Origin of the sequence: Sorangium sp. So ce1504, from assembly GCF_051521635.1 — a bacterium.
Classification (GTDB): domain Bacteria; phylum Myxococcota_A; class Polyangia; order Polyangiales; family Polyangiaceae; genus Sorangium; species Sorangium cellulosum_B.
Genome location: NZ_CP150365.1, coordinates 8430884 through 8452671 on the forward strand (window position 1 = coordinate 8430884; position 21788 = coordinate 8452671).

15 protein-coding genes and 1 riboswitch are annotated in these 21788 nt (G+C 71.6%); of the genes, 4 read left to right on the forward strand and 11 right to left on the reverse strand.

The genetic code is table 11. The features are described from left to right. Window positions 1-23: 23 nt before the first annotated feature. From WMF39_RS31715 to WMF39_RS31725, 3 genes are read right to left on the reverse strand one after another with little or no spacing between them, the layout of a single operon-like run. Complete coding sequence (locus WMF39_RS31715; protein WP_437740215.1) at window positions 24-719, reverse strand: hypothetical protein; 696 nt, start codon at window positions 717-719, stop codon at window positions 24-26. Next, window positions 716-1954: an MbnH family di-heme enzyme gene (locus WMF39_RS31720; RefSeq protein ID WP_437740216.1), complete on the reverse strand. Its 1239-nt coding sequence runs from the start codon at window positions 1952-1954 to the stop codon at window positions 716-718. Before WMF39_RS31720 ends, WMF39_RS31715 begins: the two co-directional genes overlap by 4 nt. A 5-nt stretch (window positions 1955-1959) precedes the next feature. Beyond that, window positions 1960-2880 carry an MbnP family copper-binding protein gene (locus tag WMF39_RS31725; RefSeq protein WP_437740217.1) on the reverse strand — a complete coding sequence of 307 codons (921 nt, stop codon included), beginning with the start codon at window positions 2878-2880 and terminating at the stop codon, window positions 1960-1962. A 308-nt stretch (window positions 2881-3188) separates the two neighbouring features. On the opposite strand from WMF39_RS31725, the gene WMF39_RS31730 reads away from it, so the two are divergent. From WMF39_RS31730 to WMF39_RS31740, 3 genes are read left to right on the forward strand one after another with little or no spacing between them, the layout of a single operon-like run. Next, complete coding sequence (locus WMF39_RS31730; RefSeq protein WP_437740218.1) at window positions 3189-5438, forward strand: TonB-dependent receptor; 2250 nt, start codon at window positions 3189-3191, stop codon at window positions 5436-5438. Between the two features lie 8 nt (window positions 5439-5446). Further along, the gene (locus WMF39_RS31735; protein WP_437740219.1) at window positions 5447-6331 is read left to right on the forward strand and encodes a hypothetical protein; all 885 of its coding nucleotides are present in this window, start codon (window positions 5447-5449) and stop codon (window positions 6329-6331) included. After that, the gene (locus tag WMF39_RS31740; protein ID WP_437740220.1) at window positions 6328-7191 is read left to right on the forward strand and encodes a hypothetical protein; all 864 of its coding nucleotides are present in this window, start codon (window positions 6328-6330) and stop codon (window positions 7189-7191) included. The genes WMF39_RS31735 and WMF39_RS31740 overlap by 4 nt, the downstream gene beginning before the upstream one ends. A gap of 30 nt (window positions 7192-7221) precedes the next feature. Here WMF39_RS31740 and WMF39_RS31745 read toward each other — a convergent pair whose 3' ends face one another. The 8 genes from WMF39_RS31745 to WMF39_RS31780 form a co-directional block, all read right to left on the reverse strand. After that, a complete protein-coding gene (locus tag WMF39_RS31745) occupies window positions 7222-8982 on the reverse strand; it encodes a serine/threonine-protein kinase (RefSeq protein ID WP_437740221.1) in 1761 nt (586 codons plus the stop codon). A gap of 73 nt (window positions 8983-9055) precedes the next feature. Next, window positions 9056-10306, reverse strand: coding sequence for an NAD(P)/FAD-dependent oxidoreductase (locus tag WMF39_RS31750; protein WP_437740222.1), 1251 nt, complete (start codon window positions 10304-10306; stop codon window positions 9056-9058). 49 nt (window positions 10307-10355) lie between these two features. Continuing rightward, window positions 10356-11120 carry a class I SAM-dependent methyltransferase gene (locus WMF39_RS31755; RefSeq protein ID WP_437740223.1) on the reverse strand — a complete coding sequence of 255 codons (765 nt, stop codon included), beginning with the start codon at window positions 11118-11120 and terminating at the stop codon, window positions 10356-10358. An 80-nt stretch (window positions 11121-11200) separates the two neighbouring features. Next, on the reverse strand, window positions 11201-12226 hold the full coding sequence (locus tag WMF39_RS31760; RefSeq protein WP_437740224.1) for a dipeptidase: 1026 nt from the start codon (window positions 12224-12226) through the stop codon (window positions 11201-11203). A 54-nt stretch (window positions 12227-12280) separates the two neighbouring features. Continuing rightward, window positions 12281-12598 (reverse strand): quaternary ammonium compound efflux SMR transporter SugE, encoded by a 318-nt coding sequence (sugE, locus tag WMF39_RS31765; RefSeq protein WP_437740225.1) that lies wholly within the window; start codon window positions 12596-12598, stop codon window positions 12281-12283. Between the two features lie 21 nt (window positions 12599-12619). Next, window positions 12620-12688, reverse strand: a riboswitch (guanidine-III (ykkC-III) riboswitch). A gap of 162 nt (window positions 12689-12850) precedes the next feature. Beyond that, window positions 12851-14290, reverse strand: coding sequence for a pectate lyase family protein (locus WMF39_RS31770; protein ID WP_437740226.1), 1440 nt, complete (start codon window positions 14288-14290; stop codon window positions 12851-12853). Window positions 14291-14653: 363 nt separating this feature from the next. After that, window positions 14654-17437, reverse strand: a complete 2784-nt coding sequence (locus WMF39_RS31775; RefSeq protein WP_437740227.1) for a YncE family protein — start codon at window positions 17435-17437, stop codon at window positions 14654-14656. 251 nt (window positions 17438-17688) lie between these two features. Next, window positions 17689-19344: a sigma 54-interacting transcriptional regulator gene (locus WMF39_RS31780; protein WP_437740228.1), complete on the reverse strand. Its 1656-nt coding sequence runs from the start codon at window positions 19342-19344 to the stop codon at window positions 17689-17691. Window positions 19345-19552: 208 nt separating this feature from the next. Between WMF39_RS31780 and WMF39_RS31785 the strand changes: the two genes are divergently transcribed. Then, the gene (locus tag WMF39_RS31785) at window positions 19553-21493 is read left to right on the forward strand and encodes a protein kinase domain-containing protein (RefSeq protein WP_437740229.1); all 1941 of its coding nucleotides are present in this window, start codon (window positions 19553-19555) and stop codon (window positions 21491-21493) included. Window positions 21494-21788: the final 295 nt, after the last annotated feature.

Here is a 21788-nt window from a genome sequence, read left to right on the forward strand (position 1 = left end):
CACCGCCGCGCCGCGCGGCGGCTTCAGGGCAGGATGGTGAACGTGACCGACGCGCCCGGGAAGGGACCGCCGCCCTGCACGATGCGGTTGTTCTCGAACAGCGCGCTGGTCACGCCGACCGTGATCGGCGCACCGGCAGCGCGGAGCTTGTCCCAGGCCGCCGCGTCCGGCGTGTAGCTCAGCTTGGTCGTGAACACCCGGAGCAGCAGCTCGCGCTCCGCCGTCGTGAAGACCAGGAAGTAAGCGCGCCCGTTGATGGGCGTCCCGTGAGCCCAGGCGGCGCGCGCCGGCCCAAGGAGCGCCCCGAGCTCCGCGACGATCGACGCTCCCGGCGCGGCGAGCTCCCGCGTCCCCGGCGCCGCGGCGGCCGCGAGCCGCAGCTCCGGCGCGGCCCGAGGCGCCGTCCGCTGCGCCGCGCCCGCGACGTGGAAGGTCAGCTCCGGCGCGGCGTCGCCGGGGAGCATCGCGCCGTCCTCGGGCGCGTCGAACACCGTGCCCTGCGAGGGATCGTCCTTCGGCTCCACGGCGAGCAGCGCCGCCAGGGCCTCGTCGGTCGCGCCGCCCTCGAAGATGACGTCGGCCAGGGTCGGGTCGGACGCCGTCCCGCTCGACGTGTGGTCGTGGCTGTGGCCACACGCCCCGGTGTACATCGCGGCCGACGCGAGCGCCGCCAGCGCGGGCACGAGGAGCGCCCGGCTCAGGAAAGGCCTTCGGCTCACGGCGCCTCCGCCCAGGGATCCGCGAAGCGCGGGTCCTTCAGAAACTCGTCGTCCGTCAGGGTTTGCAAGAAGGCGATCACGTCCGCTCTCTCCTCTTCTGTGAGATCGAACCCGCTGATGAGCTCGCTCTTGAACTTGTTCTCGCTGCCCACACCGGCGTTGGGGAGGCCAGCCTCGATCGTGCGCCCTCCGGCGGCGTAATGGTCGAGCACCCCCTCGAGCGTCTCGATGCTGCCGTCATGCATGTACGGCGCCGTGACGGCGATGTTCCGCAGCGTGGGCGCGCGGAACCGGCCCATGTCCGCCTCTTTGTGGGAGATCTCGTAGACTCCCCCGTTGCCCTCCGGGTAAGCGCCGTTCCCGTCCGTGTTGTAGAGCCCCGTGTTGTGGAACATCACCTCCGTGAAGGTGGTGCCGTCGTGCTCCACCGAGTCCGACAGGTTGAAGCCGCCGTGGCAATGGAAGCACTCCAGCTTCTCGGAGAAGAAGAGATCCATCCCCCGCAGCGCCGCATCGGACATCCCGGAGGGGTCGCCGCCGTAACGGTAACGGTCGTAGGGCGCGCGGTAGGAGAGCAACGACCGCTCGAACGCCGCGATCGCCTTCGTGATGTTCGCGAGGCGGATGGGCTCGTCGTCGCCGGGGAAGGCCTCGGGAAAGAGGTCCTGGTACACCGGCTCGCCCTGTAGCCGCTCCAGGAGCTCGCCCTCCATGCCGGCGAGCCCGAGCTCGACCGGCGTCTCGCCGAACATGGGCAGGAGCGCTTGCTCCTCGAGCGCTTCGACGAGCGGATTCGCCCAGGTCAGCGTCGTGAGGTAAGCGACGTTGGCCAGGCTCATCGAGCTGCGCGAGTGCAGCTGGCCGGTCGAGCCCTCGGCGTTCGCGAGGTGGTCGGTGAACGCGAGCTCCTGGCGATGGCACGAGCCGCACGAGTACGTGCCGTTGCCGGACAGGCGCACGTCGTAGAACAGCCGCCTGCCAAGCTCGACCTTCGCCGGCGACATCGGGTTGTCCTCGGGGACCTTGGGCACCGGAAAGCCCGTCGGCAGCCCCCACGCATAGGCGCCCGCGCCGCCTCCCCCATCGCCGCCGCCGCCCTGGCCGCCGCCGCCCTCCCCCGTCGATCCGCCCGGGCCATCGTCGTCGCCGCAGGCACAGCAGAGGGCCGCGAGCGCGGCGAGGGCGGAGGAGATCGCCGAGCGGCGGAGAGCGGTCATCGAAGCGAACATCGCCATGGCGCCTAGTCTATCCTGAAGAACGACTGCTGATCGGGGCGCGGCGAGCCGTCGGTGCTGTCGATGCCGAGATGGGTGAAGAGCGGCAGACACTCGGAATCCGACGGATCCGACATACAGCCGGGGATGTCGTCGGCGCTCCCCGACAGGTCGCTGTCCGCGACGAGCGCCGCATAGTCGACGAGCACCTTCGTCGTGAGCGGGTCGATGCCCTCGAAGACGATCTCGGCGACGTTGGGGCGATCACACGCGGTCACCTCGCCGCCCGCGCCGGCGACGCAGCCAGTGCTCCCGATGTGCACGAGGAACGGCTTGTCGTCCGCCGTGGAGACGCTGTCGAGGCGCAGGAACTTGTACCCGTCGTTCCAGCTCCAGAACAGCCCCGTCAGGTTGAGCGGCGACGGCGCGCTCGACGCGTCGCCGTGGTTCAGGTCGAACGGGACGCCCAGCTTGAACGACAGCCCGTCGTAGTCCCCGGCCGGGACCGTCCCGCGCACCACGCCGTTCGTCTCCTCCGTCCCGTTGGCGCAGGTGCCCGATCGGTCCTCGAAATCGAGGAGCACGACGTCCTGGTACTGCCACAGCTCGTCCTGCTCGAGCGAGAGCGGCACCTCCTCGCCGTCCGCGCGGCGCAGGCGCACGTCGTGGATGTAGAGGCGGAAATCGTTCAGCCCCACGTCCGTCGAGGCGCTGCCGACAGCGTACGTCTCGCTGCAGGAGAACACCTCGTCGCGGACGCGGCCTTCGAACTGCAGCGCGACAGCGATCGTCTCAGCCCCGCCGCTCCCGCCGCCGCCACCGACGCCCGTCGAGGTCGACGCGCCGTCGACAGGGTTCACCCCCTCATCGTCGCCGCACGCCATGAGCGCGAGGGCCGCCCCGACCAGCGGGAACCAGAGCCGTGATGCACGAAGACCGGATTCCATGAGCGTCCTCCCGAGGAACGATGCGCGCCACGATAGGCCGCGCCGCCCCTCGCCTGAATGCGACATGTTGTCGCTATCTCGATCCGCCCGAGAGCGCGAGTCGATACGGCGTCGGAAGAGGGCTCGCGGACGGCCCCGGAGCAATCTTCGGCGGCCAGCAGACAGCGACGCCACCGACGAACACACGAACACACGAACGCGCTCGCCGCCTGCGACGTCGACCAAACCGCCGGCGCGCCCGCCGGGCGAGCGTGCGCGTCCGCATGGTAACACGAACCGATAAAATCGTGCTACTGGCCAGCCCACCTGTGATTCGCTCCCTGAGCACGGCGCTCCCGCTGCTTCTTGTCATCGCGTCCGCCGCGCCTGCGCGCGCTGGCGACGGTGCCGCACCTGCACGTGCCGGCGATGGCGCCGCGCCTGCGCGCGCCGGCGACAGCGCGGCGCCTGCACGCGCCGGCGCCGCGCCTCCGCCCGCGGCCGGGGCGGCAACGTCGGCGGGCGGCGATGCCTCGGGCGGCGCCGGCGCAGCGACGCCCGCCTCCGGCGCGGCGGGCGCCGCTGCGCCCGTGTCCGACGCCGCGCCCATCACGGTCGTGGTGCAGGGCGCGGCGCCGCCGCGCAGCGCCTCGGAGTCGGTGCGCGGGCAGGCGGAGATCCGGGCGGCGCCCCACCGGACGGCGAGCGACGTGCTGCAGCTCGTGCCGGGCGTGTTCACCTCCCAGCACAGCGGCGAGTGCAAGGCGCACCAGATCTTCTTCCGCGGCTTCGACGCGGTCCACGGGCAGGACCTCGAGATCTGGGTCGCGGGCGCGCCGGTCAACGAGGTCTCCAACGTCCACGGCCAGGGCTATACCGACCTTCATTTCGTGATGCCGGAGGTGATCGGCGAGCTCCGCGCGCAGCCGGGATCGTACGACCCGCGCCAGGGCGACTTCGCGGTCGCCGGGACGATGCGCTTCGATCTCGCCTACGGCGAGCCGGGGATCACCGCCACCGCCTCCGCGGGCTCGTCCGGCGCGCGCCGGCTCTTCCTCGCTTACCACCCCGAGAACGCGGACGACGCCACGTTTGCGGCCTTCGAGGCGTACGGGACCGACGGCTTCGGGCCCGCCCGCGCCGCCGGCCGGGCCTCGATCGTCGCGCAGGCCGTCTACCGGCCGGTCGCCGGCGTCTCCGCGCGGGTGATGGCGTCGGCGTTCGCCTCCCGCTGCGGCTCCGCCGGCGTCCTGCGCCTCTGCGACATCGAGTCGGGCAAGGTCGACCGCTTCGCCTCGTACGATCCCGATCAGGGCGGCGACTCGTCGCGCGCGCAGCTCGTCGTCGATCTGCGCGGCTCGGGCGACGGCGCCGCCCGCGGGGAGGGCCTCTCGCTCACGCCGTTCGTCGTGCTGCGCGCGCTCCGGCTGCGCTCGAACTTCACCGGGTACCTCGCGGACCCCACGAACGGCGACGCCACCCAGCAGCTCAACGAGGCGATCACGGCGGGCGCCACCGCGTCCTACCGGCTCGCCTTCCCGCTGCTCTCCGACCGCGACACGTTCGAGGCGGGCGTCGTCGCGCGCACCGACTGGATCGAGCAGTCGCAGCGGCGCCTCGCGGCCGTCGACGACAGGCCGACCGCCACGCTCGTCGACGCGAAGGTCCGCGCGACCGACATCGCCGGCTACCTCGACGCGTCGATCCGGCCGGCGCGGCGGATCACGCTGCGCGGCGGGCTGCGCGCCGACGGCCTCGCGTACCAGGTCGTCGACAATGTCGGCCAGGGGGCCCAGGCGCGCAGCGCGCAGGGCGTCCACGTGGGCGGCAAGGGCACGGTCGACGTGGCGCTGTTCCCCGGGCTCCGCGCGCTCGCCAGCGTGGGCCAGGGGTTCCGCTCGCCCCAGGCGCGCAGCCTCGGCGACGGCGAGCGGACCCCCTTCACGCGGGTGCTCTCCGCCGAGGCCGGGCTCCGCTACGCCGACGAGCTCGTGCGGGCGTCGGCGGCGCTGTTCCAGACGCGCCTCAGCGAGGATCTCGTCTTCGACGAGGCGACCGCCCGCAACGAGCCCGTGCCCGCTACGGCCCGCACCGGGGTGGCCCTCGACGCGGTGGCGCACCCGGCGCCGTGGCTCGTGTCGAGCGTCGGCCTGACGTACACCCGGGCCGCCTTCACCGCCTCCGGGGGGCGCTACGCGGCGGGCGATCTCCTCCCCTTCGTGCCCCAGGTCGTCGCCCGCGCCGATCTCGCGGTGACGCCGCGCCTCGGCGCGCTCTTCGGCCGGCGCCTCGAGGCCCGCGCCGGCGCTGGCGTGACGCTGCTCCACGGCCGCCCCCTGCCGTTCGGAGAGCTCGGCCACGACGCGCTCGTCACCGACGTGACGGCGCACGTCCGCTACCACCGCGTCGAGCTCGGGCTCGACGTCTACAACCTCCTCGACGCGGCGTGGTTCGACGGCGAGTTCGTCTACCCCTCGAGCTTCACCCGCGGCGCGGCGCCCGACCTCCTCCCCGCGCGGCACGTGACGGTCGGCGCCCCGCGCAGCTTCCTCGCTTCGCTCTCCCTCTACATCGGCTGAGGACCTCGATGACATCCACCACCGCACAGACCCGATCCCGCCGGCGCGCCGCCCTCGCCGCGTCGGGGCGCCTCGCCGCGGCGCTCGCCGCGGGCGCGCTCGCCGCCGGGTGCGGCGCCGCAGGCGACGACGCGACCTCCGGCAAGCGCCTGACCCTGGCGACGCAGATCGCGCCCGACGCCGCGTCGGCCGCGCCGTTCACGAACGCGCTCGGCTGGACCATCACGCTGTCGAAGGCGCACCTGGCGATCGGGTCGCTCCACTACTTCGAAGGCGCCCCGTTCACGGCGCGGCGGCCTTCGCCGGGCGGCGGCCCCTCGCTGCTGGAGCGGCTCGCCCGGTGGGCCGTGCCCGAGGCGCACGCGCACCCGGGCCACTACCAGGCCGGCGAGGCGAGGGGCCAGATGACGCAGCCGACGTCGGTCGACCTGCTGCAAGGGACGACGGCGCTCGCGGACGCGGACGCCGTGAGCGGCGTCGCGCGATCCGCGCGCTTCACGTTCGGCGCGCCGCCCTCGGGCCCGCTCGCCGCGGCGCTCGACGGGCACGTCGTCGCCGTGGAGGGCCGCGCCGAGAAGGGCGACCTCGCGCGGGTGTTCCGCGCGCGCGCGCTGGTCGCCGACGTCGCCGACGACGCGACCGGCGAGCCGTCGGTGGAGGGGTGCGTCTTCGAGGAGGTCTTCCTCGACGGGCCCGGCGCCGTCACGCTCGTCGTGAAGCCGGCGGTCTGGCTCGATCAGGTCGACTTCGAGGCCGTCGCCGCGAGCGAGGACGGCGCGCCGGTCGACCTCGAGCCCGAGAGCCAGGCCCAGCGCGGCTTCACGCGGGGACTCAAGAAGGGGACGGCCTACGCGCTCTCGTTTGCGCCCGGCTCCCCGGAGGAGAAGGAATGACGATGAAAGGACTGTGGGTGGCGGCGGCGACGCTCGCCGCGGCGGCGCTCGCCGGCTGCGGCGAGGACGAGGCTGGGGCCGGGAGCGTGGCGTTCTCGACGTGGGGAGAGGAGTACATCGAGCAGGAGATCCCGGCCGCCGATCTCGCGGACGGCTGGAGCATCCAGTACGAGAAGTTCCTGTTCGTCGTCCGGAACGTCACCGTCGCCGATCGCGAGGGGAACGTCGGAGCGCGCATGCAGGGCTCGATCCTGTTCGACCACACGAAGGCCGGCGCGAAGCCGGTGGTGACCTTCGACGACCTCGAGGCGAAGCCCTGGGAGGCCGTCTCCTACGAGATCGGCCCGGTGGACGCGGACACCGCGCTCGAGGGCGCGACGGAGGAGGACAAGGCGCTCATGCTCGCGGCGGGAGCGTCCGTGCACATCGAGGCGATCGCGCGGAAGAGCGACGGCGGCGGTGAGGTCGAGAAGCGCCTCGACTGGACCTTCTCGCTCGCGACGCGCTACGCCGACTGCAAGGGTGAGAAGGCCGGCAAGGAGACCGAGGGCGTCCTCGTCACGAACGGCGGCACCGACGACGTGGAGCTCACCATCCACGGCGACCACTTCTTCTACGACGACCTCCAGGCCGCGACCGCCGCGCGCCGGTTCGCGCCCATCGCCGCCGCGGACGCCGACGACGACGGGGCCGTCACCCTGGAGGAGCTCGCCGCGGTGCGCCTCGTCGAGATCAAGGAGGGCCCCTACGGGACGGGCAGCGCCGGAAACATCAATGATCTCGGGGCGTTCATCGCGGCGCTCTCGCGCACGATCGGGCACTTCCGCGGCGAGGGAGAGTGCGTCTCCGGAGACCCGTGACGGGGCCGGGCGCGCGCTCGCCCGCGGCGATCACTCGATCCCGACGGTCGTCGTGACGTCCTGGAGCTCGCTCCCGTCGAACGCCGGCACCCGCGCGGAGCCGAGCAGCATCTGCACGCAGCTCCCGGCCGGGGTCATCGCGACCTGCGGCTCGATCGCGATGCGCTGCACGGCGCCCGCGGGGTTGAAGAACACCCGCGCCGTCACCGCCCTCGGCCCCGCCTTGCCCTTGCAGTGGATCCGCGCGGTGGCGCCCTTCGCTTGCAGCGCCGCGTGGGCCGCGCCGCGATCGAACGGCCTCGGCGCGCTCGGCTGCGCCGCCGCGATCGCCGCCGCCGCCGGCGCGGTGCCTTCGCGCGTGGGGCGCGGGGACCTCGGCGCGGGCGCCGGCGCCGGAGCGTCGCGAGGGCCAGGCGACGGCTGCCGCTCGCCCGCGCCGTTCGCGTCGCCCGCCAGCGCCGGCGAGCGCGCGTCGCCGCCGCGGCCTGGGCTGACCACCGTCGGGTGCGCCGGCACCGGCAGGCGCTGCACCAGCCGGACGTCGCTCTGCGCGCGGCCGGCGTAAAAGGCGATCGCCGCCATCGCGAAGCCACCGGCCAGGCCGCACGCGAGGAGCAGCGGCCCCCGCCGCGCGGGCCTGGGAGGGGCCTCCGGCGGCGCGCTGCTCGCCAGGACGGGCGCGGGCGTCACCGGGGGGCGCGCGCTGACGGGCGGCGACGATGCGCCCGCGCCGGCGGGCGACGACCGCGCGCGCTGCGCGTCCGAGGCCATCTCGGTCGGTCCGGTCATCGACAGGCGCGAGGCAGGCCCCGCCGGGGTGAGCGCCGCCGCGGCGCTGAACGGCACCACCGAGATCGCGCCGCCCGCGGCGCGCACGCTGCGCGGGTCGAGCGGATCGACGAACAGCGCCGGGCCGAGCGCGTCGAAGGCCTCCTGCGCCGTCTGGAAGCGCTGCGACGGCTCCCTCGCGACGCAGCGCGCGAACCAGGCGTCGAACGGGTGCACGATACAGCCGGCGCGCCCGAGCGCGGTCGCGCGCACCGACGCCGGGTCGATCGGCTCGAAGAGGATCTCGCGGAGCAGCACCGGCATCGCGGTGCCCATCGGGTCGTTCGCGGCGCGCCAGTACATGCGCCCGGTGAGCAGCGCGAACGCGATCAGCCCGAGCGCCCACACGTCGGTCGCCGGCGAGATCTGCCCGCGCGGGTCGGACTGCTCGGGCGCCATCCAGAGGGGCGTGCCGAGCGACGCGGTCGCCATCGTGCTCGCCTCCGCGGCGATCTTCGCGATGCCGAAGTCGAGGACCTTGACCGACCAGCGCGCCGTCGCGCTCTGCGTCTTCGCGAGGAACACGTTCTGCGGCTTCATGTCCCGGTGGACCACGCCCGCCCGGTGGGCGGCGCCGAGCGCGTGGCAGACCTGCCGGAAGATCTCGTGCACGTCCTGCGGCGAGAGCAGCCCGCTGCGCCTCATCCGCTGCGAGAGATCCTCCCCCTCGAGCAGCTCCATCGCGAGCCAGGGCACGCCGCTGGCCGTGTCCACGCCGGCGCCGATCACCTGCACGACGTGATCGCTCTCCACCAGCGCGCCGACGCGCGCCTCCTGCTCGAAGCGCTCGCGCAGCCGGGCGTCCGCGCAGAGCTGCGGGTGCATGAGCTTGAGCGCCCGCAGCTTGCCAGTGCTCGCCTGCTCGGCGATGTACACGGCGCCCATGCCCCCGGCGCTGAGGGGCCGAACGATCCGGAACTCGCCGAAGAGCATCCCGACCGCCGGCTGGAACGGCGCGACCATGGCGGGCGATGCTAGCATGGTGGCCGTCGCGGGGGTGTCGGGGCTCACGGGCGCGGCGCGTCTCGCTGCCTCGTTATGCGTGCGCGCCGTCGGCGCTGCCTGCGCTGCGCGCGCGCGGCGGGAGCGACGCGACGATGCGCTCGATCCCGATCCGGCCCGCGACGAGCGCGCCCGTCGCCGCCGCGCGGAGCGCGTCGCCCGCCGGCTGGGCTCTGCCGGCGAAGTGCCGGACGCCGAAGCGCAGGAACGACGGCTCGCCGAGGAGGTAACGCTCGACGCGCTCCCGCGGCGCGCCGTAGAAGGCGCGCATCACCCGGCGCCGGAAGCGCAGGTCGAGGCCCAGCAGCGATCGCTCGACGCGCCGGCCCCAGTCGTGGAACCCGAGATCGCGGGCGTCGAGCTTCTCGGCGAGGTACTCGCCCGCGAGGGCCCCGTACGCGATCGCCTGGGCGATTCCCTCTCCCAGCATCGGATCGATGCCCGCGGCCTCGCCGACGAGCAGGGCGGCGGGCCGCGCGATCACGGCCCGCCGGTCGAGGCCTCGCTCGGCGAAGCGCTTTCGCCGGTAGCGGTCCGGGTCGAGGCCGAGCGCCTCGAGCCTGCTCCGGAGCACGCGCTCGGCGTCGGGCGCGGGGCGCGCCACGCCGAGCGCGCCCTCGTGCAGCACGTAGGCCCCCCGGCAGACGAGCTCGCGCCCGCCGACGATCGTGGGGAAGTCCCACAGATAGCCGGCGAACGAGCGGTCCCGCATCTCGAAGTGCAGGAGGTCGCGCGCCCGGTCCGCCGCGACGGGCTCGGTGTCGACCTCGACGGCCTGCGCGCGCAGCCTGCCGAACGGCAGCCCCATCGCGCGGCGGACGACGCTGCCGACGCCGTCCGCGCCGACGACGACGCGGCCGTCGAACACCCCGGCCGAGCTCTCGACGCGGGCGCCGTCCTCGCCCAGCGCGGCGCCGGTCACCCGCGCCCCCTCCACGATCCGGACGCCCCGCGCCCGCGCGGCGAGCGCGAGCGCGCGATCGAACTCGGCGCGCCGGACGACGCGGCCGATGTTGCCCTCGCGGAGCGCGACCTCGCCGGCCTGGAAGGCCGCGCTGATGCCGTGCACCACGACCGAGGGCACGTCGATCGTCACCCCGATCGACGAGAGCGCCCTGTCCGCTCGCTCGCCGAGGCCGCCTGCGCAGGACTTGTCCCGCGGGTAGCGCTCCTTTTCGAGCACCACGATCCTGTCGGCGAGGGCCGGGCGATGATGGGCGAGGAAGAGCGCCGTGCTCACGCCCGCCGGCCCGCCTCCGACGATCACGACTTCATGCGCCGCCATGCGGGGGCCGCTCTAGCACGGCGCCCCCGTCGGCGGGCTCGCCGGACGCTCACCGCCGCTCGTACAGGGGCACCAGCGTCCGGTAGGGGAAGAGGTACACGCTCTTCCCCGCGAGGTCCGGGTGGTTCGCGGCCAGCTCGCGGATCTCGTTCAGGACCGCATAACGCTCCTGCAGGGGGAGCGCCGAGATGTAGCTGATCGACGCGACGCGCTCGAGGAGCCCATCGAGGTCGAGCTCCTGCGTATGGGTGAACTCGTGCTCTCCGAGCGGCGCGAAGAGGCGGGAGTCGGAGAACGTCCGGCGCCAGGCGCCGAACCTGTGTATCGGAGCATCCCGGCCGTGGCGGTCGAGGATGTGGGAGATGCGGGCGACCCAGTCGACGCGCTCGTCGCGCAGGTTGAAGAGCAGGGAGAGGCGCCCTCTCGGCCGGAGCACGCGGTGGATCTCGGCGAGCGCGAGATCACCGTGAAACCAGTGGAACGACTGCGCGGCGACCGCGGCGTCGACCGATGTCTCGGGCAAGGGGATGGCCTCGGCGACTCCATCGAGCGGGATGGCGGACGGGACCATCTGGCCCAGCTTGCGGCGCATCCCCTCGACCGGCTCGAGCGCGAGCAGCCGCGCGCCCGTGGGCACCAGGAGGCGCGTGAGCTTGCCGGTGCCGGCGCCGAGATCGAGCACCGTGCTCGTCGCGTCGATGCGGAGCGTGTCGCGCAGGAGCTCGATGGCGCCGCGCGGGTAGTCCGGGCGCCCCTTCTCGTAAGCATCCGCTGCAGTCGCGTAGCCCTGTGCAGCGAGGCGATGGAGAGTCATGGCCTGCATCCGCTCCGAGTTAAGGAGGATCTAGCGCAGCGCCGGAGGGACCACCCACCCCGACGGCCCGTCGAGAGAGGCTACGCAACCGGGAGCCGCGTTGGAAGCGGGTTGTCACTCAAAATGCGCATCACGTTCTCGCGAAGCACCTTGGCGATCACACGCTCGCTCAAGCCAGCTCGCAGCAGCGCATCCGTCAAGAGCGGAAGATGGGCCGCATCACGCAGCTCACGAGTGGGAATGATGAAACCGTCCCAATCGGATCCGAGCGCTGGCGTGTCCTCGCCGGCAACGTTGATGATGTGCACGAGGTGCTTGACGACGGGCGCGAGCCCGTTTCCGCCGAGATAGAGCGGACAAAAGATGATCCCGGCGCACCCGCCGCGATCGGCGAGCGCGCGGAGCTGGTCGTCATCGATGTTGCGCCAGTGATCGAACGCGCCGGCGATACCCGTGTGGCTGACCATGGGTGGGCGGCGAGCGAGCGCGCATGCATCGAGGAAGCCTGCCCGGTTGATGTGCGCGAGATCGACGATGACGCCGAGGTCCTCGGCGAGGCGCACGACGTCGCGGCCGAAGGCGGTGAGGCCTTCACCATCCCTGCGGCCGCTGCCGTAGGCGGGATAACACGCCTCGTTGGCGCTGAAGTGGCAGAGCCCGAGGTAGCGCACGCCGCGCCGCGCGAAGCGAGCGAGGGTGTCGAGATCGCCTTCGAGCGCGTGTGCCCCCTCGACGCCGAGCAGCGCCGCGACGGCGCCGCGGGCCCTCGCCGCCTCGATGTCCTCGGCCGTGAGCGCCTTCACGAGGCGGCCGGGCCGCGCGCGGACGGCCTGCTCCAGCAGATCGATCTGCTCCTCGACGACGGCGGCGAGCCCGCGCCGCTGCCCGATGGGCAGCGAGACCAGCCCGAAGAACTGCGCGCCGACGCCGCCCTCGCGGAGCCGCGGGACGTCGACGTGCCCGCCGAGGGCGGCGAGCGGCAGCGGCGGCTCGTGCCGCGCCTGCAGATCGTAACCGACCCAGCGCGCCCACATGAGGCTGTCGGCGTGGAGATCGATGGCGGGGTACTGCGCGTGCAGGGCGCGGGCTTCGGGTGTTCCGTGCATGGAGGGAAGGCTAGTCGACCCGAGGCGGCCGGTCGCGCGCCGGGCGACGAGGGCTCAGGGGCTCGCCAGCTTGAGGCCGACGATGGACACAACGAGCAGCGCGAGGAAACCGAGCCTCGCGGCCGTGGCGGGCTCGCCGAACAGGAGGATGCCCGCGATCGCCGCCCCGAACGCGCCGATGCCGACCCAGACGGCGTACGCCGTGCCGATGGGCAAGGTCCGCGAGGCGCTCTCGAGGAGCGCGATGCTCGTGATGATCGCGCCGACCGTGAGCGCCGTTGGCAACGGGCGCGTGAAGCCGTGTGTGTACTTGAGACCGATAGCCCAGCAGACCTCGAGCAGACCTGCCAGGAGCAACGCCAGCCAGGACATGACGACTCTCCTCGTGATGCGGCGGCGTCGTCTTATCCTGACCGGGTACGGCGCGTCTCGTCCGGGACGCTCTGTCTGAAGGAGCGCCGCGGGGAACCTAGCAGCGGCGACGGCCTGCGCAACAGGCAGGCCAGCCGGCGCCGCGTCGTGAGGCCGCACCGTCGCCGCCGCTCCCGCGCCGCTCCGCTGCGCGGAGCGGCGCGGTGTGCTGGACCACGCCGCGGCCTCTCGATCGCGCTCTCCTGGACCTCGCTACTCGATCTGCTCCTCGATTTCCCCCTCGTCCGGGAGCATCGACGAGCTGCCCGCCGCCTGGCGGATCAGCGCGGCGGCGAGCTCGTTGATGTACTCCTCGATCGCGGTGTATCCGGACGGCATCACCTTGGTGTGGTCGCTCGCGTTCGATGAGCTGAGGCCGTGCGCCCGCTCCCACGCGTCCGCCATGCCGTCGCGGTCGGCGTCTGCGGGGGCCGTCCCCGGGCTGAGCCCGTCCATCAGGTTGCTCACGTAGCGGGCGCCCCACGAGCCGTCGCGGCGCTCCATGTTCTTGAAGACGCCCTTCGTCACCACGTCGCGCGGCAGCGAGCCCGCCTGCGCGACGACGAGCCGAGCCGCGTCCTGCGCGCGTTGCGTCGTCACCGGGATGTACCCCGGGACATCCCGCGTGAAATTGAACTGCGTCGCCGAGCGGTACGACTCCGCCTTGTTGAGCTTGCTGAAGCTCGGGTGGAGGTACGGCTGCTTCCAGGGGTTCTCGACGGTGCCCGTGAACTTCCCGGGATCGTCGATGTAGTTGTCGCCGAGGAAGTACTTGAGCCCTGCGCCGGCGCTGCCGTCGAAGTAGAACGGGATCAGCTGATCGCTCGGCCCCTTGATGTAGGTGTTGCCCACGATGTTGAACTGGCCGCTCGCCCGGTTGTGGTGCACGAACCCGTGCCTCACGTTGTAGGCCACGTTGTTGCGGATGTCGGCCGGGCCGTTCGCGACCGCGGGGCAACGCGCCTTGTGATGGGCGAACAGGTTGTGGTGGAGCGTGATCCGGTGGCCATCAGGGCCGTTGATGAGACCGTAATTATGCATCCCCTCTGGATGCCCCGTGGTCGACGACGACTCGATGGTGGACCACTGGACCGTGACGTCATCTGCCTCATAGAGGTCCACGGTCTCATCGACGCCCCAGGCGATCGACATGTGATCGAGGATCACCTTCGAGTTCCGCGAGATCTGCGCTGCGTCGAACTGCTCTCCGGCCGAGCCGTTGTACACGGGCCGGACTCGCAAGAACCGTGCAATGATGTTGTTGACCGCGGTGGAGTACCTGGCGGTCAAGCGACCGCGGATGGTGATGCCCGCGCCGGGGGCCGTCTGGCCCGCGATCGTCACGTCGCCGTTCCGGATGACGACATCCCCTTCGATCACGCCGCTCACGTCGAAGACGATGATGCGAGGCCCGCTGGCGTCGAGGGCCGCCTGGAGGCTCCCCGACCCGCTCGTGCGCAGGTTGGTGACCTTGATGACGCGCCCGCCGCGCCCGCCGGTCGCGACGGCGCCAAAGCCTTCTGCCCCCGGAAACGACGGGAGCGCGCTGGCTGGAGCCGATATCGCCGTGAGCGCAGAAACCGCGGCGATCGCGCAACCGAAGCGGCGGAGACGCTGTGCGCCGATGGAAGAGCAAGTAGGAAGGAATGCCATGTGTCTCGTTCCCCTTTCGTACGTATCAGGCGCCGAACAAGACCGGATCGAACAAGGAAGCCCAGGGTGGGCGCGGCGCTAGGCGCGACGATGTGCCCTGATGAAGCAGGGCGACGCGGAGCAGCGACGCGCTGGGCCCGCCCTCGGCTGCCTGGTGCAGGAGGTCTCGAGCGGCGCTCTTAACCGCAAGCCGTACTGCGATGACCCTACAGGAATCGATTCATCGATGGCAATCATCAATTGCCCATCTGTGCGACAGGGCACATCAAAATCGATCTGAAAATTCCATATCGCCAGATGAAGCGATGCTGGTTATCCTGCACGAGCAGCGCACGAGCGGGCTCATGACATCGCGAGTTCCCATCACGGCGTGCTGGCAGGATCTGCGGGATCGCTGCACGCGTCCTGCTCGTCGCCGTCGAGGAAGCCATCGGCGTCGCGGTCGAGCGCGATGCGCTCCCCGGAGCCCGGCGGCGCGCAGGTGAACGTCAGCCGGGCGCCGTCGCCCCCGACGAGCGCCCGGAGCGCGGCGTCGGACACGAGCGGGCTCGCGCGACGATCGGCCACGAGCTGGCCCGCGCCGACATAGAGATAACCGACCGCTCGATCGGCGATCCGTCCCTTCACCACGAGATCACACTCGCCGGCGTCGGCGCGCGACATCAAGAGATCGACGCGCGGGCCGACCGCCGCGGCGCTGTTCCGGGTCAGCGTCGCCTGCTGGCCGACGATCGGCGCCAGGTTGCTGTCGAAGGCCAGCACGAACGCCTCGAGGTCGCGCCGGGTCGCGTCCCCCGCGGGCGTCTCCGGGATGCCCCCGGGCGCAAACTGCGTCGAGAACCCGAGCGCGTGGTGGAATCGAAACAGGGTATCCACGCTCCCGTCGTGGATGAAGCCGAAGCCGCGGACCTGATCCCCGGCGGAGCCGTTGTCGCCAGGGACGAACCCGAACGCCGCGGGGAAGCCGAACTTCCCCACCTTCTGGTAGGCATTGCGGAGGTGCGGCACCTTGAAGAGCTGGGGCTCGAGCGCGAAGCCCGACAGCCCCGCGGTGCCGAAGAGCCCGGCCTCCGGATCGAGGACATGGCACTCGACGCACCGCTTGCCGTTGATATCCACCGTGGACAGGAAGGCGTCGTATCCCCTCTGCTGCTCGGTGTTCAGCGAGTCGTCGAGGGCGCGGATGGGGTTCGGCGGATACGTGATCTGGAGGACGAAGTCCGTGAACGCCTCCATGTCGGCGTCGGGGATGGCAGCGTGGCGCCCGAGGAGATCGATGAAGCCAGCCTGGAACTTCTTGAACGCGGCGCGCTCATCGAAGAGTTCGCCGTCCGGCAGCGCCGAGGTGGCGTCGCGCTCGGCCGTGCGGTCCGCGCGCCAGTGCATGGGGCCGTGGTTCGCCATCCCCCGCAGGCTCTGGGTGGTCATGGGGCCTTTCATGGGGTGGAGCGTCGGATGGGTGATCGGCTCGCCGGTGATCAGGTTGATGAGCGGATCGTTGACGAACGGCCCCGGGTCGTCGATCACGGGAGCGTCCGGGTTGCCCAGATCCCAGGCCAGGCTGTCGAGATCGCCGAACACGTGGCAGCTCGCGCAGGAAGAGTCGCCGTGGCTCGACGAGAACGACGCGTCGTAGAGGAAGCGGCGGCCCCGGACGATGTCCTCCGGCTCGGGGTTCCACATCCAGACCTTGTTGATCTCGGCGCGCAGCGCCGTGCTGACGATGGAGATGCCGTTGTCGAAGCGGGTCAGGACGTACAGCTGCTGGCGAGGCTCGTCGAGCACGAGCCCCGTGGGGCCCCCGCCGGTCACGGAGATCTGGTGTCTCGCCGTCGGCGCGGTCATGGTCTCGAGCGCCGCGGTCCGATAGACGCCCACCTTGCTCGATCCGAGCGCGGCCACGTAGAGCGTCTCACCGCTCTTCGAGACCGCCATCCCCGTGGGCGTCGCGAGGCTCGCGGCGTTCTCCCGGTTCGGGAGGGGCGCGCAGCACGCCCCGTAGTCGATATGCGCGTTGAGGGGCCTTGGGGTCACGCCCCTCGGGCCGAGGACGGTGATCCGGCTCTCGAGGAAGTGACCTCGCAGGGTCTGCCCTGCAAAGGTGCCTGGGCCCTCGAAGCGGTCCAGGTTGTTCGCGTCGGTGTTGGAGACGTAGATGGCCCCGCTCACCGGGTTGACCGCCATGTTGTAGAGGACGGCGCCGACCCCCGTGAAGACCCCTGCGCGCCCAGGGAGGGGCGCGGGCGTGGCCGCCATGGCGTCGATGACGAAGACGTCCTTGTCGGGGAGCGACAGCTTCACCGCGTCATCCCAGGGGCGCCCTGTCGCGTCCACCCAGTGAGCCCCGTTGAACTGAACGATGAGGCCGACCTCCGGCGCGGGCTGACCCCGGGAGTTCGTGCTCGGCGGAGGGAGGCCGTCCGGGCCAAAGCCGTCGGGGACCACCGTCTCGAAGATGCTCGTCGTGCGGTTGCCCGAGTGGAAGCCGGCCGCATAAACGCGGCTGCCATCCGGGCTGACGGCGAGCGCGCGGGGGGTGTCCGCGAACAGGGTGAGGATGGCGCGCGGGTCGCCGCCGGGGGAGCCCCCGAGATCTCCGGCGTCGAACACCCAGACGTCGGCGCGGCCCACGCCCGGCGTGGTGAGCTGCGGATCGAACGGGACGTTCTGGCCGCGGTGCGCCGCGGTGATGAACGCGCGCTGCCGCCCGGGCCCCGCAAACACGATGTCGCGCGGCTCGTCGCCGACCAGCAGCGTTCGATCCACGGTGCCGGCCACGGCGCCGGTCGCGCCGTCGCGGCCGAGCCGCACGACGCTGATGCTGTCCGACAGATGATTGACGACCCACACCTCGTCGTTGGTGCGGGCGGCGACCGCCACGGGCTCGAGCCCCACAGGCACCGACGTCAGGTGGATCAGGGCGCCCTGCCGGACGCGGTAGACCTCGAGGTGGTTGTCGGGTGTGTTCACGGCAAAGAGCCGTGTACCGTCCGGGGAGAGCGCGAGCGGCCGGACCTGCCCGCTCTCGAAGAGGGTAAAGGAAGGCGGCGTGGCGCGCGCTGGCGCGCCCACGAGGACAAGTGCGGTCACCAGGCATACGGGTACGACCCCGGACGCCACACGTCGACGGAAGCAACGAATTCCCATGTTCCCCCCAATGCGTCAGACAGACCGGCTCCGTTCCGGCAGGACCGAGGACCGCTCACCCGCGCAAGACGGCAGCGGAGAGCCCTCGGGAAACGCTGCGTTGGCGCGCGGCGGCCCCGTCCCATGCCGAGAAAAGACGGAAGGACGCGAGGATCCAACTTATCATGAAGCCGCTGGGATGGCTCGACGTCGCGCGCGCTGACCGCCTATCGGCCTATCGATCCGGCTTTCTCGTTCCGGCTCCGGGTCGACTATCCCAGACGCAACTCACGGATCCTGCGCTGAAGCGCCCGCTTGGAGACCATGAGGCGCTCCACCATCGCGTCGATGCGTCCACCGCACTCCGCGTAGCAGCGGGCGACCTCGTCCGGCGCAAGATGGCTCGCCTGGCGGACCTGCGGGCAGCTCTCCACGAGCGCATAGAGCGATGTCCGCGAGATCCCGAGCTGCTCGGCAGCGGCCTTGAAATCCCACCGGCTCCGGCGGAGCGCGTCGATCAGCTCCTCTTCCCGCACGTCGGAGGGCTTGCGCCAGCCGGCGCCCTTCCCCGAGATCGCCCGCGCCGCCGTGGCGGTCTCCGGCCGCGCCGATCTCGCCGCAGCCGCGCGATCGCCGTCGTCGTGGCTCCGCTGCTCCGGGGCTGCCCGCTGGAGCAGGTGCTCGAGCGCCGGCGCCCCCTCCAGACACGCCGCGCCCTGGCTCCCCACGACCAGCTGCCGCGCCACGTTCCGGAGCTGACGGATGTTCCCCGGCCAGTCGTACCGCGCGAGCCGGGCCACCACGGACGCCGGCAACCACGGGGCGCCGTCGGGCCGCGGCGCGTCGAGCCGATGCGCGTCGCCCGAGGCCGTCAGCTCCTCGCGCAGGAAGTGAAGGAGCAGGCGCCCGAGATCGTCTCGGCGATCGCGGAGCGGAGGGAGCGCGATCTCGTAACCGGCCAGGCGGTGGAGCAGCGGAGCGCGAAAAGCCCCCTCGGCCACCTTGGCCTCCAGATCGGCGTCCGTGGCGGTGATCAGCCGAATGCGCGTCTTCTTCGGCTGCTGGGCGCCCACCGCCTGGATCTCGCCCGTCTCGAGGGCCCTGAGGAGCATCGCCTGCACGTCGGGCGGCGCTTCGCCGATCTCGTCGAGGAAGAGCGTCCCGCCCTCGGCCGAGCCGAAGTAACCGGGACGGTCGCGCACGGCGCCGGTATAGGATCCGCGCTCGGCGCCGAAGAGCTCCGCGGCCGCCAGCAACGGAGGGATCGCCGCCATGTTGACGGCCACGAAGGGCTGATTGCGCCGATTGCCGGCCTGGTGGATCGCCCTCGCGACGAGCTCCTTTCCAGTGCCCGTCTCGCCGCGGAGGAGCACCGCAGTTCCGAGGTCGGCGATGCGGCGGATATGCCACCGCGTCCGCTCCAGAAGGTCGCTATCGCCAACCAGACCGAGGCGCTCCCCCGGCTCCCGCGGGGACGGATCGACCATGTGGAGCAGCACGACGACGCGACTGGCGAGCTCGATAACGACCCCCCGCGTCACCTCGTCGAGCGAGAAATCGCGGCTCCCCTCCAGCGGGGCGCCATCCACCGCGACGTGGGAGCCGCGCTCCGCCGCGTCCAGCCGGATCCGGTCGTCGGGCAGCGCGATGATGCGCAGGGGTTTGCGGCTCAGGTGGGTATCCCCGAGCGGCGCATCGCCGATCGCCCCCGGTGGACCGAAGTACGGCTCCATTCTCGACAGCGCGACCGCATCGCGAAGCGCGAGGTCGGCGAGGACGGCGCGCTCACCGATGCGCTCGAGACGAGGATGGTAAAGGACGGACAGGGACGGAGCGAGGCGTGTGCATGCCCGCCGTGAGGGGCTCGTGTCGGGGTGCAGCGTCGTCGCGTTCGCGATCGTGGTGAGCCCTGTTCGCTCGGTCACCATGGGGGTGGGAGAATACGCGCCCACCGAAAAGACTTGCAAGCTCAGCGGAGCCGGCGTTCGGTTCCTCCACGCTCCTCCACGCTCCTCCACGCAATGCGCGACGCGCACATTCGAGCACACCGAACCGCTTTGGCGCCGTCGTCGCCTGGGCGCGGACACAGTAACGCCAGTTGACACGATGTGCGCTCGCGCGTAGTAGTTTTCCTTTGTGAAGGGCCAAACGGTCGGCGGGAGATACGCGCTGCTGCGTGAGATCGGCCGCGGCGGCATGGGCATCGTCTGGGAGGCCTTCGATCAGATGCTCCGCCGGCCGGTGGCGCTGAAGCGGATGATGCCCGAGAACGTCGTCTCATTCGACGCAAGGCGCAACTTCGAGCAGGAGGCGACGACCGTCGCCCGTCTCCGCAACGAGCACATCGTCCAAGTCCACGACTACGGAATCGATGAGGGTTCTCCCTATATCGTCATGGAGCTGCTCGAGGGGGAAGACCTCGAGAGCCGGCTTCGCCGCACGCGCCAGCTCCCGGCGGCGGCCGTGCTGTCATTGCTCCGGCAGCTCAGCTCGGGCCTCGAGGCAGCGAGCGCGGCAGGCATCGTCCACTGTGATCTCAAGCCCGCGAACATCTTCCTCGCCCGGGGTGCGTCCGGCGAGTCCGTGAAGATCCTCGATTTCGGGGTGGGGTGGCGGCTGTTCGATGCGCGTGACTGGAGCGGCACGCGCATCGGAACCCCCGCGTACATGAGCCCGGAGCAGGTCCGCGGCGCCGTTCCCCACCCCCTGGCCGATCTCTGGTCGCTCGGCGTCATTGCGTACCGCGCGCTCACCGGCCGATTTCCGTTCTCGATAGAAAATCTGCCAGGGCTCATCATCAGCATCTGCACTGACCCGTTCCCGCCGCCGTCATCGCTCGACGCCGCCCTGCTCCCCGGCTTCGATCGATTCTTCGAGCGCGCCCTGGCAAAGGACCGGACCCGGAGATTCCAGTCGTCCCGCGAGCTCATCACGGCGTTCGCCGCGGTGTGTGACGCGGGGAGCAAGCCCGCCAAGATCCTCATCGTCGATGACGAGCCCGACATGCAGCTCCTGCTGAAGATGCATTTTCGGCAGAACAAGAAGAGCTCCGCCTACGAGCTCATCTTCGCCGACAACGGCCAGCACGCCCTCGAGGAGCTCCGGCGACACCCGGACATCGATGTCGTCGTCGCCGACATCAACATGCCCGTCATGGACGGGATCACCCTGCTCGAGCACATCCCCGAGGTGAACCCGCTCGCGAGGACGGTGATCGTCTCCGCGTACGGCGACATGACCAACATCCGTCGCGCCATGAACCGGGGGGCGTTCGACTTCCTCTTCAAGCCGCTCGATTTCGCCGACCTCGAGACCACGCTGGAGAAGTCCCTCCGCTCCGCGGAGCAGCAGCGACAGAAAGCCCAGGCGAACGAGGAGAACGATATCCTGCGGAAGTTCACGAACGCGGCCCTGGTGGAGCGGCTCCGGGCGCTCGGGCCCGCGGGCGCAGCCGCGAGCGAGGCGCTGGAGGCGACCGTCGCGTTCGTCGATGTCTTCCGGTTCACCCGCGTGGCGCAGGAGAGGCCGCCCGCCGAGGCCACGCGGCTTCTCAACGCCAACTTCGAGGTGATCGTCCCGGAGCTCCTGGCGCACGGAGGCATCGTGGACAAATTCGTGGGCGACGCCGTCATGGCGGTGTTCCACGGGCCGGAGCACCTCGACCGGGCGCTCTCGGCGTGCGTCGCCGTACGGGAGCAGCTCGAGACGGTCGCTCGGCGTACGGGGAAGGATTCGCCTTACGCTCACGGGGTATGCGCGGGCGTCTCGACCGGCAGCGTCCTGGCGGCGGAGGTCGGCTCGCACGCGTGCGCGCGGCTCGGCTACACGGTGCTCGGGCAGGCAGTGAACGCCGCCTCCCACCTCGCGCGCGCAGCGCTGTCCGGGGAGATCCTCGTCGACGAGGCGGTCTGCCGGGCCGCCCGGCAGGAGTTCAAGTTCGAGAGCGCCGGCGCGCGGAGCATCTGGCCCAGGGCCGAATCGACGACCGTCTACAGGGTGGCGGGGCGCGACGTGACGCGGCCGCTGCTCGAGGGGGAGCAGACGGTCCAGATCTCCCTGGAGCCCAGGCCGGCGTAGGCGCCGCGCTGACATCGTGTCGGCCGGCAGGGCGCCGCACGGCGCCGGCATGTCCGCCTGCACGGCACCGGCACGGCGCCGGGACCTCGGCCGGCACGCCCGCCGACACGTCGGCCGACACGTCGGCCGACAGTTTGCCGCACGCGCTCGACGGAACGCCCGCGGCCGCCGTCACATCCCGGCCTGGAAACGCCCGCATCCCCGCACGTCGGCTGGGCGGCGGACATGCACGCACGGCTGGTACGCGCCGTGCAATTCCCATTCGCAGACGGTTCGGTTCCATCCCGAATGTCTT